17 protein-coding genes are annotated in these 15,468 nt (G+C 44.9%); 8 read left to right on the top strand and 9 right to left on the bottom strand.

The features are described 5' to 3' along the window. The first annotated feature begins 118 nt into the window (after positions 1-118). Positions 119-823: a transporter substrate-binding domain-containing protein gene (locus L3Q72_RS17230; RefSeq protein ID WP_275133398.1), complete on the top strand. Its 705-nt coding sequence runs from the start codon at positions 119-121 to the stop codon at positions 821-823. A 117-nt stretch (positions 824-940) separates the two neighbouring features. Here the strand turns inward: L3Q72_RS17230 and L3Q72_RS17225 are convergent, their stop codons facing one another. The 5 genes from L3Q72_RS17225 to L3Q72_RS17205 form a co-directional block, all read right to left on the bottom strand. Continuing rightward, the gene (locus L3Q72_RS17225) at positions 941-1,258 is read right to left on the bottom strand and encodes a CcdB family protein (protein WP_275133397.1); all 318 of its coding nucleotides are present in this window, start codon (positions 1,256-1,258) and stop codon (positions 941-943) included. Further along, positions 1,258-1,503 carry a type II toxin-antitoxin system CcdA family antitoxin gene (locus L3Q72_RS17220; protein ID WP_275133396.1) on the bottom strand — a complete coding sequence of 82 codons (246 nt, stop codon included), beginning with the start codon at positions 1,501-1,503 and terminating at the stop codon, positions 1,258-1,260. Before L3Q72_RS17220 ends, L3Q72_RS17225 begins: the two co-directional genes overlap by 1 nt. Before the next feature lie 530 nt (positions 1,504-2,033). Next, positions 2,034-2,645: an NAD(P)H-dependent oxidoreductase gene (locus L3Q72_RS17215; RefSeq protein WP_275133395.1), complete on the bottom strand. Its 612-nt coding sequence runs from the start codon at positions 2,643-2,645 to the stop codon at positions 2,034-2,036. 74 nt (positions 2,646-2,719) lie between these two features. Further along, positions 2,720-3,259 (bottom strand): Crp/Fnr family transcriptional regulator, encoded by a 540-nt coding sequence (locus L3Q72_RS17210; RefSeq protein WP_275133394.1) that lies wholly within the window; start codon positions 3,257-3,259, stop codon positions 2,720-2,722. Positions 3,260-3,379: 120 nt separating this feature from the next. Beyond that, the gene (locus L3Q72_RS17205; RefSeq protein WP_275133393.1) at positions 3,380-3,610 is read right to left on the bottom strand and encodes a hypothetical protein; all 231 of its coding nucleotides are present in this window, start codon (positions 3,608-3,610) and stop codon (positions 3,380-3,382) included. A gap of 239 nt (positions 3,611-3,849) precedes the next feature. On the opposite strand from L3Q72_RS17205, the gene L3Q72_RS17200 reads away from it, so the two are divergent. Both L3Q72_RS17200 and L3Q72_RS17195 read left to right on the top strand, forming a co-directional pair. Beyond that, the gene (locus L3Q72_RS17200) at positions 3,850-4,608 is read left to right on the top strand and encodes an alpha/beta fold hydrolase (RefSeq protein ID WP_275133392.1); all 759 of its coding nucleotides are present in this window, start codon (positions 3,850-3,852) and stop codon (positions 4,606-4,608) included. A gap of 146 nt (positions 4,609-4,754) precedes the next feature. After that, positions 4,755-6,143, top strand: a complete 1,389-nt coding sequence (locus L3Q72_RS17195; RefSeq protein WP_275133391.1) for a family 1 glycosylhydrolase — start codon at positions 4,755-4,757, stop codon at positions 6,141-6,143. 312 nt (positions 6,144-6,455) lie between these two features. On the opposite strand, the gene L3Q72_RS17190 is transcribed toward L3Q72_RS17195, so the two are convergent. Then, positions 6,456-7,763, bottom strand: a complete 1,308-nt coding sequence (locus L3Q72_RS17190) for a PTS transporter subunit EIIC (protein ID WP_275133390.1) — start codon at positions 7,761-7,763, stop codon at positions 6,456-6,458. A 465-nt stretch (positions 7,764-8,228) separates the two neighbouring features. Here L3Q72_RS17190 and L3Q72_RS17185 point away from each other — a divergent pair, with 465 nt between their 5' ends. The 5 genes from L3Q72_RS17185 to L3Q72_RS17165 all read left to right on the top strand — a co-directional run bounded on the left by L3Q72_RS17185 (position 8,229) and on the right by L3Q72_RS17165 (position 13,139). Continuing rightward, positions 8,229-8,534 (top strand): PTS sugar transporter subunit IIB, encoded by a 306-nt coding sequence (locus tag L3Q72_RS17185; protein ID WP_275133389.1) that lies wholly within the window; start codon positions 8,229-8,231, stop codon positions 8,532-8,534. Between the two features lie 50 nt (positions 8,535-8,584). Next, positions 8,585-9,910: a PTS sugar transporter subunit IIC gene (locus L3Q72_RS17180; RefSeq protein WP_275133388.1), complete on the top strand. Its 1,326-nt coding sequence runs from the start codon at positions 8,585-8,587 to the stop codon at positions 9,908-9,910. A gap of 52 nt (positions 9,911-9,962) precedes the next feature. Beyond that, positions 9,963-11,345 (top strand): glycoside hydrolase family 1 protein, encoded by a 1,383-nt coding sequence (locus L3Q72_RS17175; RefSeq protein ID WP_275133387.1) that lies wholly within the window; start codon positions 9,963-9,965, stop codon positions 11,343-11,345. A gap of 30 nt (positions 11,346-11,375) precedes the next feature. Next, positions 11,376-11,681 (top strand): PTS N,N'-diacetylchitobiose transporter subunit IIA, encoded by a 306-nt coding sequence (gene chbA, locus L3Q72_RS17170; RefSeq protein ID WP_275133386.1) that lies wholly within the window; start codon positions 11,376-11,378, stop codon positions 11,679-11,681. 498 nt (positions 11,682-12,179) lie between these two features. After that, a complete protein-coding gene (locus L3Q72_RS17165; RefSeq protein WP_275133385.1) occupies positions 12,180-13,139 on the top strand; it encodes a LacI family DNA-binding transcriptional regulator in 960 nt (319 codons plus the stop codon). A gap of 74 nt (positions 13,140-13,213) precedes the next feature. On the opposite strand, the gene L3Q72_RS17160 is transcribed toward L3Q72_RS17165, so the two are convergent. From L3Q72_RS17160 to L3Q72_RS17150, 3 genes are read right to left on the bottom strand one after another with little or no spacing between them, the layout of a single operon-like run. Then, positions 13,214-13,678 carry a YhcH/YjgK/YiaL family protein gene (locus tag L3Q72_RS17160; protein ID WP_275133384.1) on the bottom strand — a complete coding sequence of 155 codons (465 nt, stop codon included), beginning with the start codon at positions 13,676-13,678 and terminating at the stop codon, positions 13,214-13,216. Positions 13,679-13,687: 9 nt separating this feature from the next. Further along, the gene (locus L3Q72_RS17155; RefSeq protein WP_275133383.1) at positions 13,688-14,311 is read right to left on the bottom strand and encodes a bifunctional 4-hydroxy-2-oxoglutarate aldolase/2-dehydro-3-deoxy-phosphogluconate aldolase; all 624 of its coding nucleotides are present in this window, start codon (positions 14,309-14,311) and stop codon (positions 13,688-13,690) included. A 10-nt stretch (positions 14,312-14,321) separates the two neighbouring features. Beyond that, positions 14,322-15,248, bottom strand: coding sequence for a sugar kinase (locus tag L3Q72_RS17150; protein ID WP_275133382.1), 927 nt, complete (start codon positions 15,246-15,248; stop codon positions 14,322-14,324). Between the last annotated feature and the right edge of the window lie 220 nt (positions 15,249-15,468).

The following is a 15,468-nucleotide window of genomic DNA, read 5'->3' as shown; positions in this document are numbered from 1 at the left end:
GCATATAAGCTCAAATTAAAATTATGGCCCCCCCGAATGGGCTATGAAGTATAATTATGCTAAGCACAAAACAAAGAGAATGGATATGTACATATTTCGAGCGGCCGCAATAAAGTGCATGAGTTCCTTAATTTTAATTCTGTCGTTTCTGATTTCACAGCTGAGTTACGCTCAAAATCCTATTGTTGTCGCAATTAACAAAGATGCACCTCCTACGCCTGCAGTTAAAGCTGTATTAAAGCGCGCCTACCAATTAGCTGGCGTGCCGGTTGTATTTACAGATATTCCTCATAGGCGTAGTGTTCTCTATGTAAATGGGGGGCGTGCTGACGCTGAAGCATTTCGGGTAAAAGGGATTGAAAAAAAGTTTCATAACCTTGTGATGGTAGATGTGCCACTTAGAACAGATCTAATGCATCTCTATGTTAAGAGAGACAAAGTTTTCAATTTAGATGGCTTTGAGAGCATCCCTAAAGACTATACGGTAAGTTATAGAAGAGGTGTTCTTTTCGCTGAATATGCTTTAAACGCGCAACAGTTGAATACCAACCAGTTTACTTCTTCAGACCAAGTGGCAATGCATCTTGAGTCTGGACGCAGCGATGCAGTGATTCTGGGGCATATCGGAGATGAGTTGTTTGAAATGTTGGGGGCGATAAATGTTGTTCGCTTAGAGCCTGCCATTCACAAAACCGTTCTCTATCACTATGTCCATAAGAAACATATCAAATTACTGCCCTTGTTAACTGAGGCATTGAAGCAGATGCATGAAAATGGTGAGATTGAGGAAATCAATAATCGAATACCTGTCATTGATGATTAGTTGTAGTCACTCATACGATTTGACGGTGTGGGCGGAGTAACTCGACCTAAGCTAACATGTAACAGCATTCGCATTTCAGAAGCGTTGTTTATCAAGTGCAGACTTGCCAGTTAGGTGTTATATGCCTGTAATCAAAAAATCGATGGCAGAGATGATCTCATTTCTAAACGTACTTAGTTCATTAACTGGTTCTTTTAAGTTTTTTGTAGGGATGCTTGCCATCTGGTGTGTCAGAATTACGAAGTCTCCCTCATTTATGTGAACTATCGGACACAAATGACTTGGCACCTTTTTCTCCAGCAACTCTACTGGCGTCAACGGAATGACAAGCCTAGTATTTAGCGTATCAAGAAGTTCATTTTGTATATCAACAAAGTAAGGATAAGCGGTTGCCGTACTCTTGTCGTTATTTTTATACAATTCAAACTGTGACATTAAAATACCCTGTAAGAATCGGAAAATAGCCCATGTGTTTCGGTCAACTCGTTACATGCTTCGATAGCTTCTGCATTTTGCTTTAACCACTCAGCTTTAAGGCGCTGGCTCACTTCTTTTTCAAGTGCTTTTTCCATTGTTGCTGAAAGGTTAATATTTAGGCGCTTAGCTTCTGCAAGTAACTCACTGTTCAAGCTTAAATTTGCCGCTTTTTTTGGTGCCTGTGTATTAAATGCATTTCTCATGTGAATTACCTATGCGTGTGATTTATGCGCATTAATTATAAGGGGAAGCTAAGCATATAACAAGCGGCAAAGAACTCAGAGATCTATTCCAGTCTGAACCACCAAGATTCAGAGTCCACTTTAAAACCCAAATTTAAAGATGCGTTTGATAGTGAGCGCTTTTTTGATGACAAAATAGACCTTGTTGTGGTATCTACACCAGCACAGGCTTCTCATCTGGTACAAAGGCAGTTATTTAAATCTCAGCTTGCGTTTGCGTATTAGCAGTTACCCGATATGTACCGGAGCTGAACTTTGAACAAGCACGAAGCGTAATCGCTCAAATAAATCAATTATCAGAGACAGGGTTTAAGTATGCTGTGATTTGTGGATTCTCCGAAAAGGCCATCGGGAATAGTAAGAAATCGAAAGCGCAACAATTCTTGGTGGGAGAATCTTTTAGATTTAGCAAATTATTAGTTTTGATGTACGTTAACTTTAGTTAGTGCCACCAATCAGCTTATCACTGTAAATTGCCGCTGCTTTATCAGTTAGATAGTTGAAAAATGCGTGCTGATATCTCCTAACCATTTCGCTCTTTTTTTATCGGTGGTGAACTTCACGTAGGTAAGATTTATCCATTTGCGTTTCTTGATCCCAATTTTCCAAAATGTACCGAGCAGAAACGCTTTTTTAATTGCATTTCCGAAAAGCAGTCGATAAGCGACCGATGGAGTATTCATTGTTGTAATCATTGTCACGCTTTGTAATTTACTAAGTTTAGAGAACATTCTGGTTCCCTTTTCGTTGTAGTCGTACGCGATACCAGGAAAAACTAGTTTGTCGATAAATCCTTTGGTCAAAGCAGGCATGAGTTCCCACCAAATTGGGAATATAAATACCATATGGTCTGCTCGTTCTATTCGATCCTTGTAATCTAACACTTGCTCATCCAAAAGTGCATAAGCTCTTTCAGGCTCAGTTCTGGCTAGTGTAAATGCCTGTAAGTCTTTTGCTCTCATTACGGGGTCAAACTGATCTTTGTCCAAGTGGATTAAATCGATTTCATGGCAACCTTCCGATAAGCCACTTTTTACAGATTCAAGGATGGAATTACAGAAGCTCCCGTCATAAGGATGGTTAAATACAACTAATACACGCATGGCTCTATCTCATTTTTTTGAAAACAGAGCTAAATATAAAGGGGAGAATCACAAACCAACGATAACATATGTTATCAATTATCCGTTTTTCGACACCTGATTCGGCTTAAGGATACGGAAGTAATACCAAGATACGACGCTATGTAGTGTTGAGGAATCATGCGAATAAGTTCAGGTTGTTGAGCAATCAATTCTTGATACCTTTCCTGTGGAGTATCTTTAATCCGCGAAAGGAACAACCTTTGATAATGACGCAAACGATCAGCAATAATCTGAAAAGCGGCATCTTTCAATTCATGGGAGCTTTGAATTTTAGCTTTAAAAGTATCTACTGGCATGGCGTAAACAACAGAAGGTAAGATACTCTCGATAGTATAGGGGCTTGGTTCACGAAACATTAAACTTTCAAATGACGAGACAAATTGACCTTCGAGGAAAAACTGAAAAGATACGTCCTTTCCATCGTGATTAAACCAAGATCTAAGACAGCCCTCGTTAACGTAATATAGCTGTTTTCCGATTCTTCCTTCCTCAATCAAGATGTCTTTTTTCTTCAAGTCTAGCTTTTTCGCATATGGTTTCAGTTCTTGCCATATGTATTGTGTATTGTCCAAATTCCCAGTACCTAATTGACCTTCCCAAGTACCATTATAAGCGAATAGACAATGGGCGAGAATAGCTGTACACGTTGAACCGGAATGCTTATTGTACCAGTCAAGCATCTGCTTCAAAGGTCACTGTTCGCTGAAAAAAAACAGATCGATAGCCAGTAGCAAAGGTACTGCCAGGTGCAGTGAAATCAGAAGCAAGGTATAGCTGACATCAATCTGAACGCCGTGCTGGTGGTAGGCGATGATATCCTGAATCAAAGGGGAGTTGAGCCATGCGCCAAGCAGCATTCCTGCTGTGATAAGCAGCCACTCATACATAGACAGAGCCTTCAGTTGCTGGGTTATATTATTCATAAACCACCTCCGATAAAAGGTTTATGTTCCTGCCTTATGCCAGACCTTTTACTTTTTAAGTATAGCCTGGGGTCGGAGAAAATGTGATCTTAGTTCCTAAAATGGCGGTTTTGTCGCCTTAAAGCACTGGCACCAAACCGACTTTTTTTTGAAATCTTCAAGTAAACTGATTAGTGTATTTACAACTCGCGATTACGCTAGTAAACTGTGTAGTGTAATTTTTTAACCGGGTAATCTGCATGAAAAAGATATCGATGACGCTTGCTGTTTTTTTGACTTCTCTGCTCTTGGGCTGTACTGGCTCAGTAACGGGTGCGACCCGGTTCCAGTCTGACGATCAGGTAGTGGTGCTTGCTCATGGCCTGGGGCGCAGCGATATCGCCATGTGGCGCTTTACTCAGAGATTAGAAGATGCGGGATATCTGGTTTGTACCCTTGACTATTCAACGATAGGTGAAAGCGTAGAGACAGTTCTGGACACGACAACACAGCAGATAGATGCATGCGTCTCATCCGCTCCTAAGGTGCATTTTATTGGTCACTCACTGGGTGGCCTGGTGATTCGATCTTACCTGCAAAACCATAAACAGTTTATCGAAAGTGATCGCCTTGGAGAGGTAGTGCTGGTTGGAACGCCAAATAAAGGCAGTGAGCTTGCCGATCACTATGACGGCTCATGGCTGATGGATATTGGTGGCGGGATCAGTAAGGCGCTGGTCACCGGTGAGAATAGCTTAGGTAACCAGTTGGAAGAGCTGGATATCAACATTGGTATTATCGCCGGAACCAAAAGCACAGGTCTGACTGAGGATGTTTTCCACGGACCTAATGACGGCCTGGTGTCGGTAGAGTCAACAAAGCTGAGCAATATGAGTGATTTTGTTGCTATTGAAGTCGGTCATTCCAGCATGCGCTACAACCAGGAAGTGGCAGAGCAGGCCATTTACTTTTTGCAGCATGGTAGTTTCGAGCATCACAGTTTTCAACCTCAGGGGTAATAATAGCGCTGTATGTTTTTAAGCCAGATACGAGCCTTATATAAGATAAATCTTCTGTATCAGTGTGAATACAGTCTTTTGATTGATATGATCAGCTAAGCTGAAAACAAAAATGTATCCAACATATCAATTAAACAGAGGTTTTTATGGTTCAGTTTCCTGAGGATTTTTTATGGGGCGGCGCTATCGCAGCCAATCAGGTAGAAGGCGCTTACGATCTTAATGGTAAGGGGCTTTCCACAGCGGATATGCAGCCATCCGGGATCCTTAGCCCTCATCAGACCCGTGAGGAAAGAACAACCGGAATAAAAGATGTTGCCATCGATTTTTATAACCGCTACCCAGAAGACATTGCCCTGTTTAAAGAGATGGGTTTTAACTGCTTACGGCTTTCAATCGCCTGGACCCGCATCTTTCCTAATGGTGATGAGCTGGAGCCAAATGAAGAAGGCCTTGCTTATTATGACCGGATCTTTGATGAGCTGGCGAAGCATGATATTCAGCCGTTTGTCACTTTGTCTCACTACGAAATGCCTTACGCGCTGGTAGAAAACTACGGCGGCTGGGGCAACAGAAAGCTTATCGAGTTTTTTGAGCGTTATGTGACGGCGGTTTGTGAGCGCTACAAGCAGAAAGTGAAAATGTGGCTGACCTTTAATGAGATCAATATGTCACTGCACGCGCCATTTACCGGTGTTGGTTTGCAGGAGGATGCAACAGAGCAGGAAATCTATCAGGCGATCCACCACCAGCTTGTGGCCAATGCGAAAGCGGTGAAGGTTTGTCAGCGTGTTGTGCCAAACGGAAAGATCGGCAATATGCTGCTTGGGGCGATCAATTACCCATACACCTGTAACCCAGACGATGTGATTGCGGCCATGCATGAAAACAACAAGTGGCTGTTCTTTGGTGATGTGCAAACCAGAGGCAAATACCCGGGCTATATGCTGCGTTACTTCCGTGAGAACGATATTAATATCGAAATGGAAACGGGCGATCTTGAAACCATCGCCAGCGCATCCGTCGACTTTATTTCATTTAGCTATTACGCCAGCGGTTGCGCCAGTGCTGACCCTAAACAAAAAGAGGTTGGCAATATCGTAGACAGCGTACCAAACCCGTATCTTGAGAAAAGTCAGTGGGGCTGGTTAATTGACCCTAAAGGGCTTCGCATTCTGCTGAACTTCCTGCATGACCGCTATCAGAAGCCGCTGTTTATCGTTGAAAACGGCCTTGGTGCCAGAGATGAAATCGACGAAAACGGTGAGATTCAGGATGATTACCGTATCGCTTATCTCAATGATCACCTTGTTCAGGCAAGAGAAGCCATAGCGGACGGGGTAGAGCTGATGGGCTTTACCAGTTGGGGACCAATAGACCTTGTTGCGAACTCAACCGCTGAAATGAGCAAGCGTTACGGGTATATCTACGTAGACCGCCATGATGACGGCTCAGGTACTCTGGTTCGCAAGCGTAAAAAGAGCTTTAGCTGGTATCAGGAAGTGATTAAGACGCAAGGCCGTTCATTGACCTGATAGTATCAAAACAGAAGGTGGTACGATTTTTCTGTGCAATTACTGAATTGTTAATTATTGGTATTCAGTGATTGCTGCGGAGAATATTGTTGGCGAGTTACATATGAGTTTTGATATTTATTCCAAAAGCTAAGGAAACCCGTTTTTAATTAACACAAAAGTTAGTTATTCGTTATCGGCTCAGTATTTAGAGCCTATACTTTATTTGTTCCTCTAACGTCTGACAGCGTTAGCTGGCTAGGATACAGAACGAAAGCAAAAAGCACTCATAAGAACAAGGCCACAGTCGGTTTGATTGTGGCCTTTGTCAGGTTACTTTTCTGACCGGGATGCTCTTTTTATTTCTTGCTCTATCATGGCTTTCTCATGCGCTCTGAAAAACGGCAGGTAGATAAAGTAAGAGTTGACCATCGCCAGTAAGACCATAAGTGCATTGATTATGCTGCCGTTAGATGCCCATGCTGCTCCGATTGGAGCGGGCACAGACCATGGGATCATCATAACCACTCGTTCCAGAATTCCGGCAGAGGTGAGGTACCAGGCGATAATGGCATTTAACATGGGAACCAGCACAAAAGGTGCAATAAACAGCGGGTTCATAATCACCGGAAAACCGAACAGAATCGGTTCATTGATATTAAAAAGCGCAGGTAGTGCGCCCACTTTTCCCACTGACTTCAGATGATTTGAACGGCTTTTGATTGCCAGATAAACCAGAGGCAGGGTAGAGCCGACTCCTCCGATAAGAATAAAAAAGTCCCAGAAAGCGGGCAGATAAATATGGGGCAGAACTTCCTGACCCGCTTCCATGGCCTCTTGGTTAGCCAAAAGATTAGACATCCAGAAAGGATTCATTATACCGGTGACAATCAGTGCGCCGTGGATACCGACAAACCAGAGCAACTGGCAGATCAGTATAGAAATTAAGATGGCAACAAGGCTGTCTGATGCCAGTACCAGAGGCTGGAATGCTTGTTCTATTAACTGAGGAAACAGATAGCCTGTTGTTTCACTAAGGTAGGCGTTAAACAAAGAAAGGCTCAGCATGACTGCCATGATTGGAATCATGAGTTTAAAGCTTTGCAGAGTCAGAATAGGTACGTCTTCCGGCATAGAAATCACCCAGCCTTTCTTCACAAATAGTCTTATTATCTCAATGGCATAAAAGCTGGCGATAATGGCAGAAAACAGCCCGGCACCGCCGAGGTAACGGATGTTCTGTGCATCCGCGCCATGAAAACCTGCCAGCATAAGAAACGCCATACAGCCGGTCAGTCCGGAAAGGCGCTCAGGTAGTGAATACTGTTTTGCCAGTGAGCCTGCGATCCCAAAGGAGACAATTAATCCCACAACACCCATAGTCAGTTGATAAGTGGGCAGAAGTACCGGCCGTAAAGTCAGGGAAAGGTTATCCCATGCCATTCCCAGCCAGGAGCTTTGATCAGAAATTGGCGGGAAAATCAGAGGAACAAACATGCAGCCAACAAAGATAAACGGCATGGCTAACTGAAACCCGTCACGAAGCGCAACCAGATGAGCGTTACGGGCCAGTAACCGGGCGAGGGGAGTCATATACTGCTCAATATTGCTTGCCAGTAATCTTATAAATGAATGGTCCATGTTGCGCCTCTGTTAAATCTGCGGAAAGAATAACGAATTTGAATGCAATACGGAAACCGGTTTATCAATAGTGATGCCCGGAGCACAGTTTATCGGATATTTTCGGCTTCCGGCTCGCTCTCGTTCCCATGCTCTGCGTGGGAATGCATACGGGTGTTAATGTTTTCGCCGTTTTATCAGCGAGTTTGTTGCTGGCTTGGTGTAAGAATCAGGGCTGTTTGGTTAAGTTTAGCCACGGTATGCATTCCCACGCTGGAGCGTGGGAACGAGGTTGCAGTGGTGAATTTGTTTCCTGTTTCCGTGAGTTTCCCAAATAAATAGTTACCCTGATCACGAAATTAACGCCAATTGAGCAAGATCCGGTGATCAATTTCACACTCGAATGGAAATTTAACGGAAACCGGTTTCCTTTTGTTTTCCAAAGGCGCATCATTGCAACCGTTAAAACATAACGGGAGAGAAGAAATGAAAAAGATAATGCTTTGCTGCTCGGCTGGAATGTCGACCTCGCTTTTGGTGAAAAAGATGCTGGCATCGGCGCAGGAGAGAGGTATTGAGGCAGATATCAAAGCCTTTGGCGCTGCGGAATTTAATGAGCAGGTTTCCAACTATGAAGTGGTTCTGCTTGGACCTCAGGTGAAGTATATGCAACAGGATCTGCAGAAGGTTGCGGATAACCATGGAATCAAGGTGGAGCCTATCGACATGATGGATTACGGCATGCAGCGAGGTGACAAAGTTCTGGATTTTGCTTTGGGCCTGATTGGCTAACGGATTGAGAGATTAAAGGATTAACGGTTTTTATTTAACGGGAAACAAGTATGAGTACTCTATATAACAAAATGGTCAATGTGATCGAACAAAAGGTAACACCAATAGCCGGTAAGCTCGGCCAGCAGAAATACGTAACTTCTATTCGTGACGGATTTATCGCGGCACTGCCGTTTATGATTGTCGGCTCATTTATGCTGGTGTTTATTTTTCCTCCGTTTTCTGCGGATACCACCTGGGGCTTCGCAAGAGCCTGGCTTGATTTTTCAGAGGCCTACCGCGATGAACTAATGTTGCCGTTTAACCTGAGCATGGGGGTAATGACCATCTTTATATCCGTCGGGATAGCTTCCAGTCTTGCACGCCACCATAATCTGGATCCGGTAACGACAGGCCTGCTGTCTCTGATGTCATTTTTGCTGGTTGCAGCTCCGCTTGAAGGTGGACAGATTTCCATGCAGTACTTTTCAGGGCAGGGTATTTTTACCGCGATCATTACTGCTATCTACTCGACAGAAGTTTATGCCTATCTGAAACGTAACAAGGTGACTATTAAGCTTCCGCCTGAAGTCCCGACTGGTGTTGCGCGTTCGTTTGAAATCCTGATCCCTGTACTGGTGATTATCCTGACTCTGCACCCTCTGAACCTGTTTATTGAAGCCCAGACAGGCAAGATTATTCCTGAAGCAATTATGTCACTGGTTCAGCCATTAGTTGCGGCCTCTGACTCGCTTCCTGCGGTACTGCTGGCTGTGCTTGTTTGTCAGATTCTTTGGTTTGCCGGTATCCACGGCGCTCTGATTGTTACCGGTATTATGAACCCGTTCTGGATGGCGAACCTGTCAGTAAACCAGGCAGCGATGGCGGCGGGTGAAGCGATTCCACATATTTTCGTTCAGGGTTTCTGGGACCACTACCTGCTTATCGGTGGCGTAGGTTCAACATTACCACTGGCCTTCCTGCTTATGCGCAGTAAAGCGGTTCACCTGAGAACGATTGGTAAAATGGGTGTTGTACCAGGGCTGTTTAATATCAACGAACCTATCCTGTTTGGTGCGCCGATTATTATGAACCCAGTGTTCTTCCTGCCATTTATTCTGGTGCCTATGATTAACGCAACCCTTGCATGGTTTGCAACCGACCTTGGAATCATTGAGCGAGTGGTATCACTGACACCATGGACAACACCAGGCCCTATTGGTGCGTCATGGGCGGCTAACTGGGCGTTCAGTCCGGTAATCATGTGCGTAATCTGTATGTCGATGGCTGCAATTATGTACCTGCCATTCCTGAAAGCGTACGAGAAACAGCTGCTTGAGCAGGACGCAGAAAAAGCAAAAGAGGCACAGGCGCAAGGCCAGCCGGTAACCGCTTAACTTATCAATTTTACGTGGGCAGTCTGAGGCTGCCCATCATTAAGGGAAGAATATGAAATACGCATTTCCGGAAAACTTTTACTGGGGCAGCGCCGCATCGGCAACTCAGACTGAAGGCGCGGCTTTTGAAGGTGGTAAGGCAGACAGCATCTGGGACCACTGGTTTAAAACCCAGCCTAACCGGTTCCACAATCAGGTTCCGGCAACGGAAGCATCAACCTTTTACCAGAACTACCAGAGTGATATTCAGCTGATGAAGGATATCGGTCATAACAGTTTCCGTACCTCGATTTCCTGGTCTCGCTTAATTCCAGACGGAACCGGTGAAGTGAATCAGGAAGCAGTCGCTTTTTATAACAATGTGATTGATGAGCTGGTAAAGCAGGATATTGAACCATTTATCTGCCTGTTCCATTTCGATATGCCAATGGCAATGCAGGAAATAGGCGGTTTTGAAAGCCGTGAAGTGCTGGATGCCTACGAGCGCTATGCGGAAATCTGTTTCAAGCTGTTTGGTGACCGGGTTAAGCACTGGTTTACCTTTAACGAGCCTATCGTTCCGGTAGAAGGTGGTTACCTTTACGATTTCCATTATCCGAATGTGGTGGACTTTAAGCGTGCGGCAACCGTGGCTTATCACACCATTCTTGCCCATGCAAAAGCGGTGAAAAAGTATCGCTCGCTGAATCTGGATGGACAGATTGGCATCATTCTGAATCTGACACCTTCTTATCCCCGCTCTGAGAATCCGGCAGATAAAGAAGCTTCAAGAATCTGTGATTTGATGTTTAACCGCAGCTTCCTTGATCCGGCGGTAAAAGGGGAATATCCGCAGGAGTTGGTTGAGTTGCTAAAAGAACATGACCAACTGCCGCAAGTGGAAGCGGGTGATTGCGAGCTTGTTGCTGGCGGAAAAATCGATCTTCTGGGTATTAACTACTACATGCCAAGAAGGGTGAAAGCCCGTGACAGTGCGGTGAATCCGGATGCGCCATTTATGCCTGAGCGTTTCTTTGATTACTACGAAATGCCGGGCCGCAAGATGAACCCGCACCGTGGCTGGGAAATCTATGAAAAAGGTGTGTATGACATTTTGGTTAATGTTCGTGATAACTACGGCAACCTGCCTTGTTATATCTCTGAAAACGGTATGGGCGTGGAAGGTGAAGAGAAGTTCCTTGAGAACGGACAGATCCAGGATGATTACCGGATTGATTTTATCCGGGACCATTTAAGCTGGCTTCACAAAGGGATTGAAGAAGGCGCAAACTGCATCGGCTATCACTTATGGACTTTTATTGATAACTGGTCCTGGAGCAACGCCTATAAGAACCGTTACGGTTTCTATCGCCTTGATCTGGACACTCAGCAGCGCAGTGTGAAAAAGAGCGGTGAATGGTTTGCCAAAGTATCGCATGACAACGGTTTTGATTAATTAGTTTTTATTTTTTTACGGGAGAGAATTATGGATTTAGAAGAGCAGGTAATGGGCATCATTATCAATGCCGGTCAGTCGAGAAGCTTATGTTATGAAGCACTTCGTCATGCCAAACAGGGTGAATTTACCGAAGCGGAAGGGCTGATGAAAGAAGCGCAGGAGTACGCAAACAAAGCGCATCTTGTGCAGACTCAGTTAATTGAAGCCGATGAAGGTGAAGGTAAAACCCAAATGACTCTGGTCATGGTTCACGCTCAGGATCATCTGATGACTTCGATGCTGGCAAAAGAGCTGGTGACAGAGCTGATAGAGCTACATAAAAGGTGTAGTTAACATTTAGGTGCGCCTTAAAGCTGAACATCTAAGGTTGTCTTCGATACATAAGTCTAATGGGACAGAGAAAAGTTCCTCCCCTTAGACACGAAAGGTCGGTTTTTCGAAGAAGTTACATCCAAGGGGAGGTTAGGAGGGGTTGCTGCTTAGAGGAGTAAGGTTCAACGATATAATTAATTATTGTATAACCAACCCCCTCTAACTCCCCCTTCTATTAACTTTATCAACCAGTTAGGCTTTTTTACTCAAGGGGGAGAACCATTTTTGGCCACCTTAATATTTGTGTATAAGAGTCAGCCTCTAAGGCAAGTTATTTTATTTGGAGGTATATACACGAAATGGAGTTACTTTTTGCCACACGATGGCTGTTTTATATTCAATCTTTACCTTTAGTTTTGCTAATAGTCTTGTGGATCTTATATGGCTCGGTAAAATAGTGAAAAAAACGGGAACCGTTTTCCCGCGGTTCGGTAAATCTCTTCAATCAGGGTAGTAAGTATGGTCACCATTACAGATGTTTCTCGCCTTGCCAATGTTTCCAAAGCAACGGTTTCCCGCGTGATGAGCGGCAGTCGTGGTGTAAAAGCAGAAAGCCGGGAAGCGGTGTTAAGAGCGGCCGAAGAGTTAAATTACCGCCCGAGTGCAGCGGCTCAGAATCTGGCGAACCAGAGCTCTGACTATATCGGGGTGATTCTTTCTTCTACCGATGCCGGTCAGGTATCCACCTATCTGCCACTTCTGGCAAAAGCGTTAAAGCAAAAAGGTAAGCATATGCTGGTGCACTTTGCTGATACCGTGCAGGAGCGCGCCCGTCTTATTGAAGAACTTAATGGTCGCCATTGTGAAGCCATAATTGCGCTGGGTGGCGAGTTGCCTGAATCGGTCGACGATAAGGTGATTGCCATTGATACCAGAGTGAGCTCGCACCACAGAGCTATTGGTTACGACTATCATTTTGCCTGCGAAAGTGCCTGCCGTTATCTGTCCAGTCAGGGGCACACCAGTATCGCCATCGTGCTTGATGACAGAGGCATTGCATCGCAGCAGGTTCTGGAAGGGTATAAAACCTCTCTTCAGAATATGGCGATTCCCATCAACCGCCAGCTGATTGTAGAAGCAGAGGGTGATGCCGAGCAGGCAATGCTGACTCTGCTTAACAGTTATCATCCATTCACTGCTCTGATTGTTATGCGCGACAGTCAGGCAGCCATTGCCATGAAACTTCTGAAAGATTTCAATCTGGCAACGCCTCAGGAAGTGTCCATTATGTCCCTGGAGAACTCTTCACTGGCGAGCCAGTTAACTCCGGCGCTGACCTGTATCAGTTACCCGTCAGAAAAACTGGTGGAAGCGGCGATTGCCCAATTAGATGAGAGTGTCGGAAGTAAGCCGGTTTCTGAGCAGCCTCTGATTGCGGGTAAGTTGGTTGCGAGAGAGTCTGTAGTAAACCGGCGATAAAACGCTTAATGATAAATTTACACATTAGAATTGAGAGTCATAGAAAAATGCCCGGATAAACCGGGCATTTCTATTTACGAGAACAATTCATGCGGAATTTTAATAATCGCTTTTCTCACTGCTCCCGGCTCTCCGGATGCACATAGAGGCCTGTGAATCTGGTTAGGGTAGAACAGGGCGAAATCTCCCGGAGTCAGAGTGACGAAGTTTTCATGTGTAACCTCATCGACAAAAAGCAGATCATCCGGCAGTACTTCAATCTTTCTGGTTTCTTCATCAAGCTGATTGGAGTAGCCAAGTTGCTCTTCACCTTCAAGAAGGATCTGAACGTCGATGTACTTTTTGTGAATCTCTGCAGCTCTCTGGCCTACCGGCTCTGTTTGTGCCGAAGCAAGTACAACAAAGATGCGGCTATCAGAAAGAGGGTAGTTGCCATCTTCATTTTCTCTGGCGATAGCCATCGCCTCATCTATACAGCTGCGTAGCCTGGTATAGGTGTAGGGAAGAAGATCTAACTGGTTAATATTTCCAAATAACATTGAGCAACCTTAAGCAATGATGTTTGCAACTTCAGCAACCAGCTCTGCCAGTTCATCCCATCTTTCTTCGTCAATCAGGTTGTTCGGAACCATCCATGTGCCGCCACAAGCCAGAACGCTTGGAATAGCAAGGTAGTCTTTCACGTTTTTAGGGTTAACGCCGCCGGTTGGCATAAATTTAATCGGGTAAACCGCAGACAGCGCTTTTAGCATGCCTGTGCCGCCGGAAGGTTCAGCCGGGAAGAATTTAAGTGTAGTCAGACCCATTTCCATTGCCTGCTCAACCAGACTAGGGTTGTTTACACCAGGAACAATAGTGACGCCGCGCTGCTGGCAGTACTTAACGGTAGTCGGGTTGAACCCCGGGCTTACGATAAAGTCGACGCCAGCGTCAATAGCCTGATCAACCTGCTCACTGTTTAGTACAGTACCGGCACCGATAAGCATTTGCGGGTAGGCTTCACGCATATTCTTGATCGCCTGAGCGGCCTGCTCGGTACGGAAAGTCACTTCCGCGCATGGAAGGCCGTTTTCGATAAGTACCTGTGCAAGCTTTGCCGCTTTTGATGCCTCTTTAATAGCAATAACAGGAACGACTTTGATCTCTTCAAGTTGTTGGTTTAGGGTTTTCACGAATTTCTCCTTAAATGGTTGGCATCACGTCTTTATTGATAACAGCGCCGCGATACTGAATAACGGTTCCGGCAACTTTATGACCGGCTGCGGCAGACTCCTCACAGGAGCCTCCAAGAATACGTTTTGCAAGATAACCTGCACTGAATGAATCACCGGCTGCGGTTGTATCAATAATATTGCTAACAGGCGCCGGTGCAACTGAATATCTGGCCTCTGGTGTGATGACAAAACATGCATCACCACCACGTTTGATGACGATCTCTGATACACCAAGATCCTGGGTGCGTGCAATGGCTTGCTCTTCTGATGTATCACCCCACAGGGCTTCTTCATCATCGTAAGTCAGGAACGCGATATCAGTGAGTTTTAAGACATGCTGATACCAGCTTTGGGCATTTTCAGAGCTTTCCCATAGCCTTGGACGGTAATTGTTGTCAAAAGCAATCAAAACGCCATCTTTACGGCAGGCTTCCAGCACATTTAGTAGCATTTCCCGGCAGTCTTCAGGAAGAATGGCAAGACTGATCCCGCTGATATAAATCATCTGGTTTTGCGACAGTTCAGAGATAAACTCCGGCAGAGGACGATCTCGTAGCCAGTATTTTGCTGCAGAATCATTGCGCCAGTAGTAGAAACTGCGCTCACCATCCGGTGCCGTTTCAATGGCATAAATGCCCGGTAGTTTGCTGTCCGATATCTGCACCAGATCAGTATTGATATTTTCCTGGTTCCAGCTTTGCAGCATCTCCTTACTGAAAGAGTCTTTACCAAGACCTGTCACATAAGAAATGGTTTTTCCTTTTCCCTCTGTCAGGCGAGAAAGATAGGTTGCGGTGTTTAGCGTATCGCCACCAAAGCCCTGTTGAAGCTCTGAACCTACTTTTCTAAGCTCAACCATGCATTCCCCGATGATGGCTATGCGTTCCACATTCATTACTCGTCTCCGTTAGTCGAATATCGCCATTATTGCTGTCGATACTTTAGTGGTCAATATATTTGAAATGATGTTTTATTAAAGTGTGATTATGATTTCAATGCTGTTTTGTGAACCAGATCATAAGCACCAATAAAACGGCATGCATTTATCATACAATAAGATAAGTGATAATCAAAACATGATTTCAGTAAAATAAGATATTGATCATTTGAGGTGG

This window comes from Vibrio sp. JC009 (assembly GCF_029016485.1).
Lineage (GTDB): Bacteria > Pseudomonadota > Gammaproteobacteria > Enterobacterales > Vibrionaceae > Vibrio.
This window is presented reverse-complemented; position numbering and strand designations above follow the sequence as displayed.

Bases quoted from the DNA above. Each gene is read 5' to 3' on its own strand.
- L3Q72_RS17230 (WP_275133398.1), top strand. From the start codon at position 119: ATGAGTTCCTTAATTTTAATTCTGTCGTTTCTGATTTCACAGCTGAGT.
- L3Q72_RS17225 (WP_275133397.1), bottom strand. From the start codon at position 1,258: ATGTCACAGTTTGAATTGTATAAAAATAACGACAAGAGTACGGCAACC.
- L3Q72_RS17220 (WP_275133396.1), bottom strand. From the start codon at position 1,503: ATGAGAAATGCATTTAATACACAGGCACCAAAAAAAGCGGCAAATTTA.
- L3Q72_RS17215 (WP_275133395.1), bottom strand. From the start codon at position 2,645: ATGCGTGTATTAGTTGTATTTAACCATCCTTATGACGGGAGCTTCTGT.
- L3Q72_RS17205 (WP_275133393.1), bottom strand. From the start codon at position 3,610: ATGAATAATATAACCCAGCAACTGAAGGCTCTGTCTATGTATGAGTGG.
- L3Q72_RS17200 (WP_275133392.1), top strand. From the start codon at position 3,850: ATGAAAAAGATATCGATGACGCTTGCTGTTTTTTTGACTTCTCTGCTC.
- L3Q72_RS17195 (WP_275133391.1), top strand. From the start codon at position 4,755: ATGGTTCAGTTTCCTGAGGATTTTTTATGGGGCGGCGCTATCGCAGCC.
- L3Q72_RS17190 (WP_275133390.1), bottom strand. From the start codon at position 7,763: ATGGACCATTCATTTATAAGATTACTGGCAAGCAATATTGAGCAGTAT.
- L3Q72_RS17185 (WP_275133389.1), top strand. From the start codon at position 8,229: ATGAAAAAGATAATGCTTTGCTGCTCGGCTGGAATGTCGACCTCGCTT.
- L3Q72_RS17180 (WP_275133388.1), top strand. From the start codon at position 8,585: ATGAGTACTCTATATAACAAAATGGTCAATGTGATCGAACAAAAGGTA.
- L3Q72_RS17175 (WP_275133387.1), top strand. From the start codon at position 9,963: ATGAAATACGCATTTCCGGAAAACTTTTACTGGGGCAGCGCCGCATCG.
- chbA (WP_275133386.1), top strand. From the start codon at position 11,376: ATGGATTTAGAAGAGCAGGTAATGGGCATCATTATCAATGCCGGTCAG.
- L3Q72_RS17165 (WP_275133385.1), top strand. From the start codon at position 12,180: ATGGTCACCATTACAGATGTTTCTCGCCTTGCCAATGTTTCCAAAGCA.
- L3Q72_RS17160 (WP_275133384.1), bottom strand. From the start codon at position 13,678: ATGTTATTTGGAAATATTAACCAGTTAGATCTTCTTCCCTACACCTAT.
- L3Q72_RS17150 (WP_275133382.1), bottom strand. From the start codon at position 15,248: ATGAATGTGGAACGCATAGCCATCATCGGGGAATGCATGGTTGAGCTT.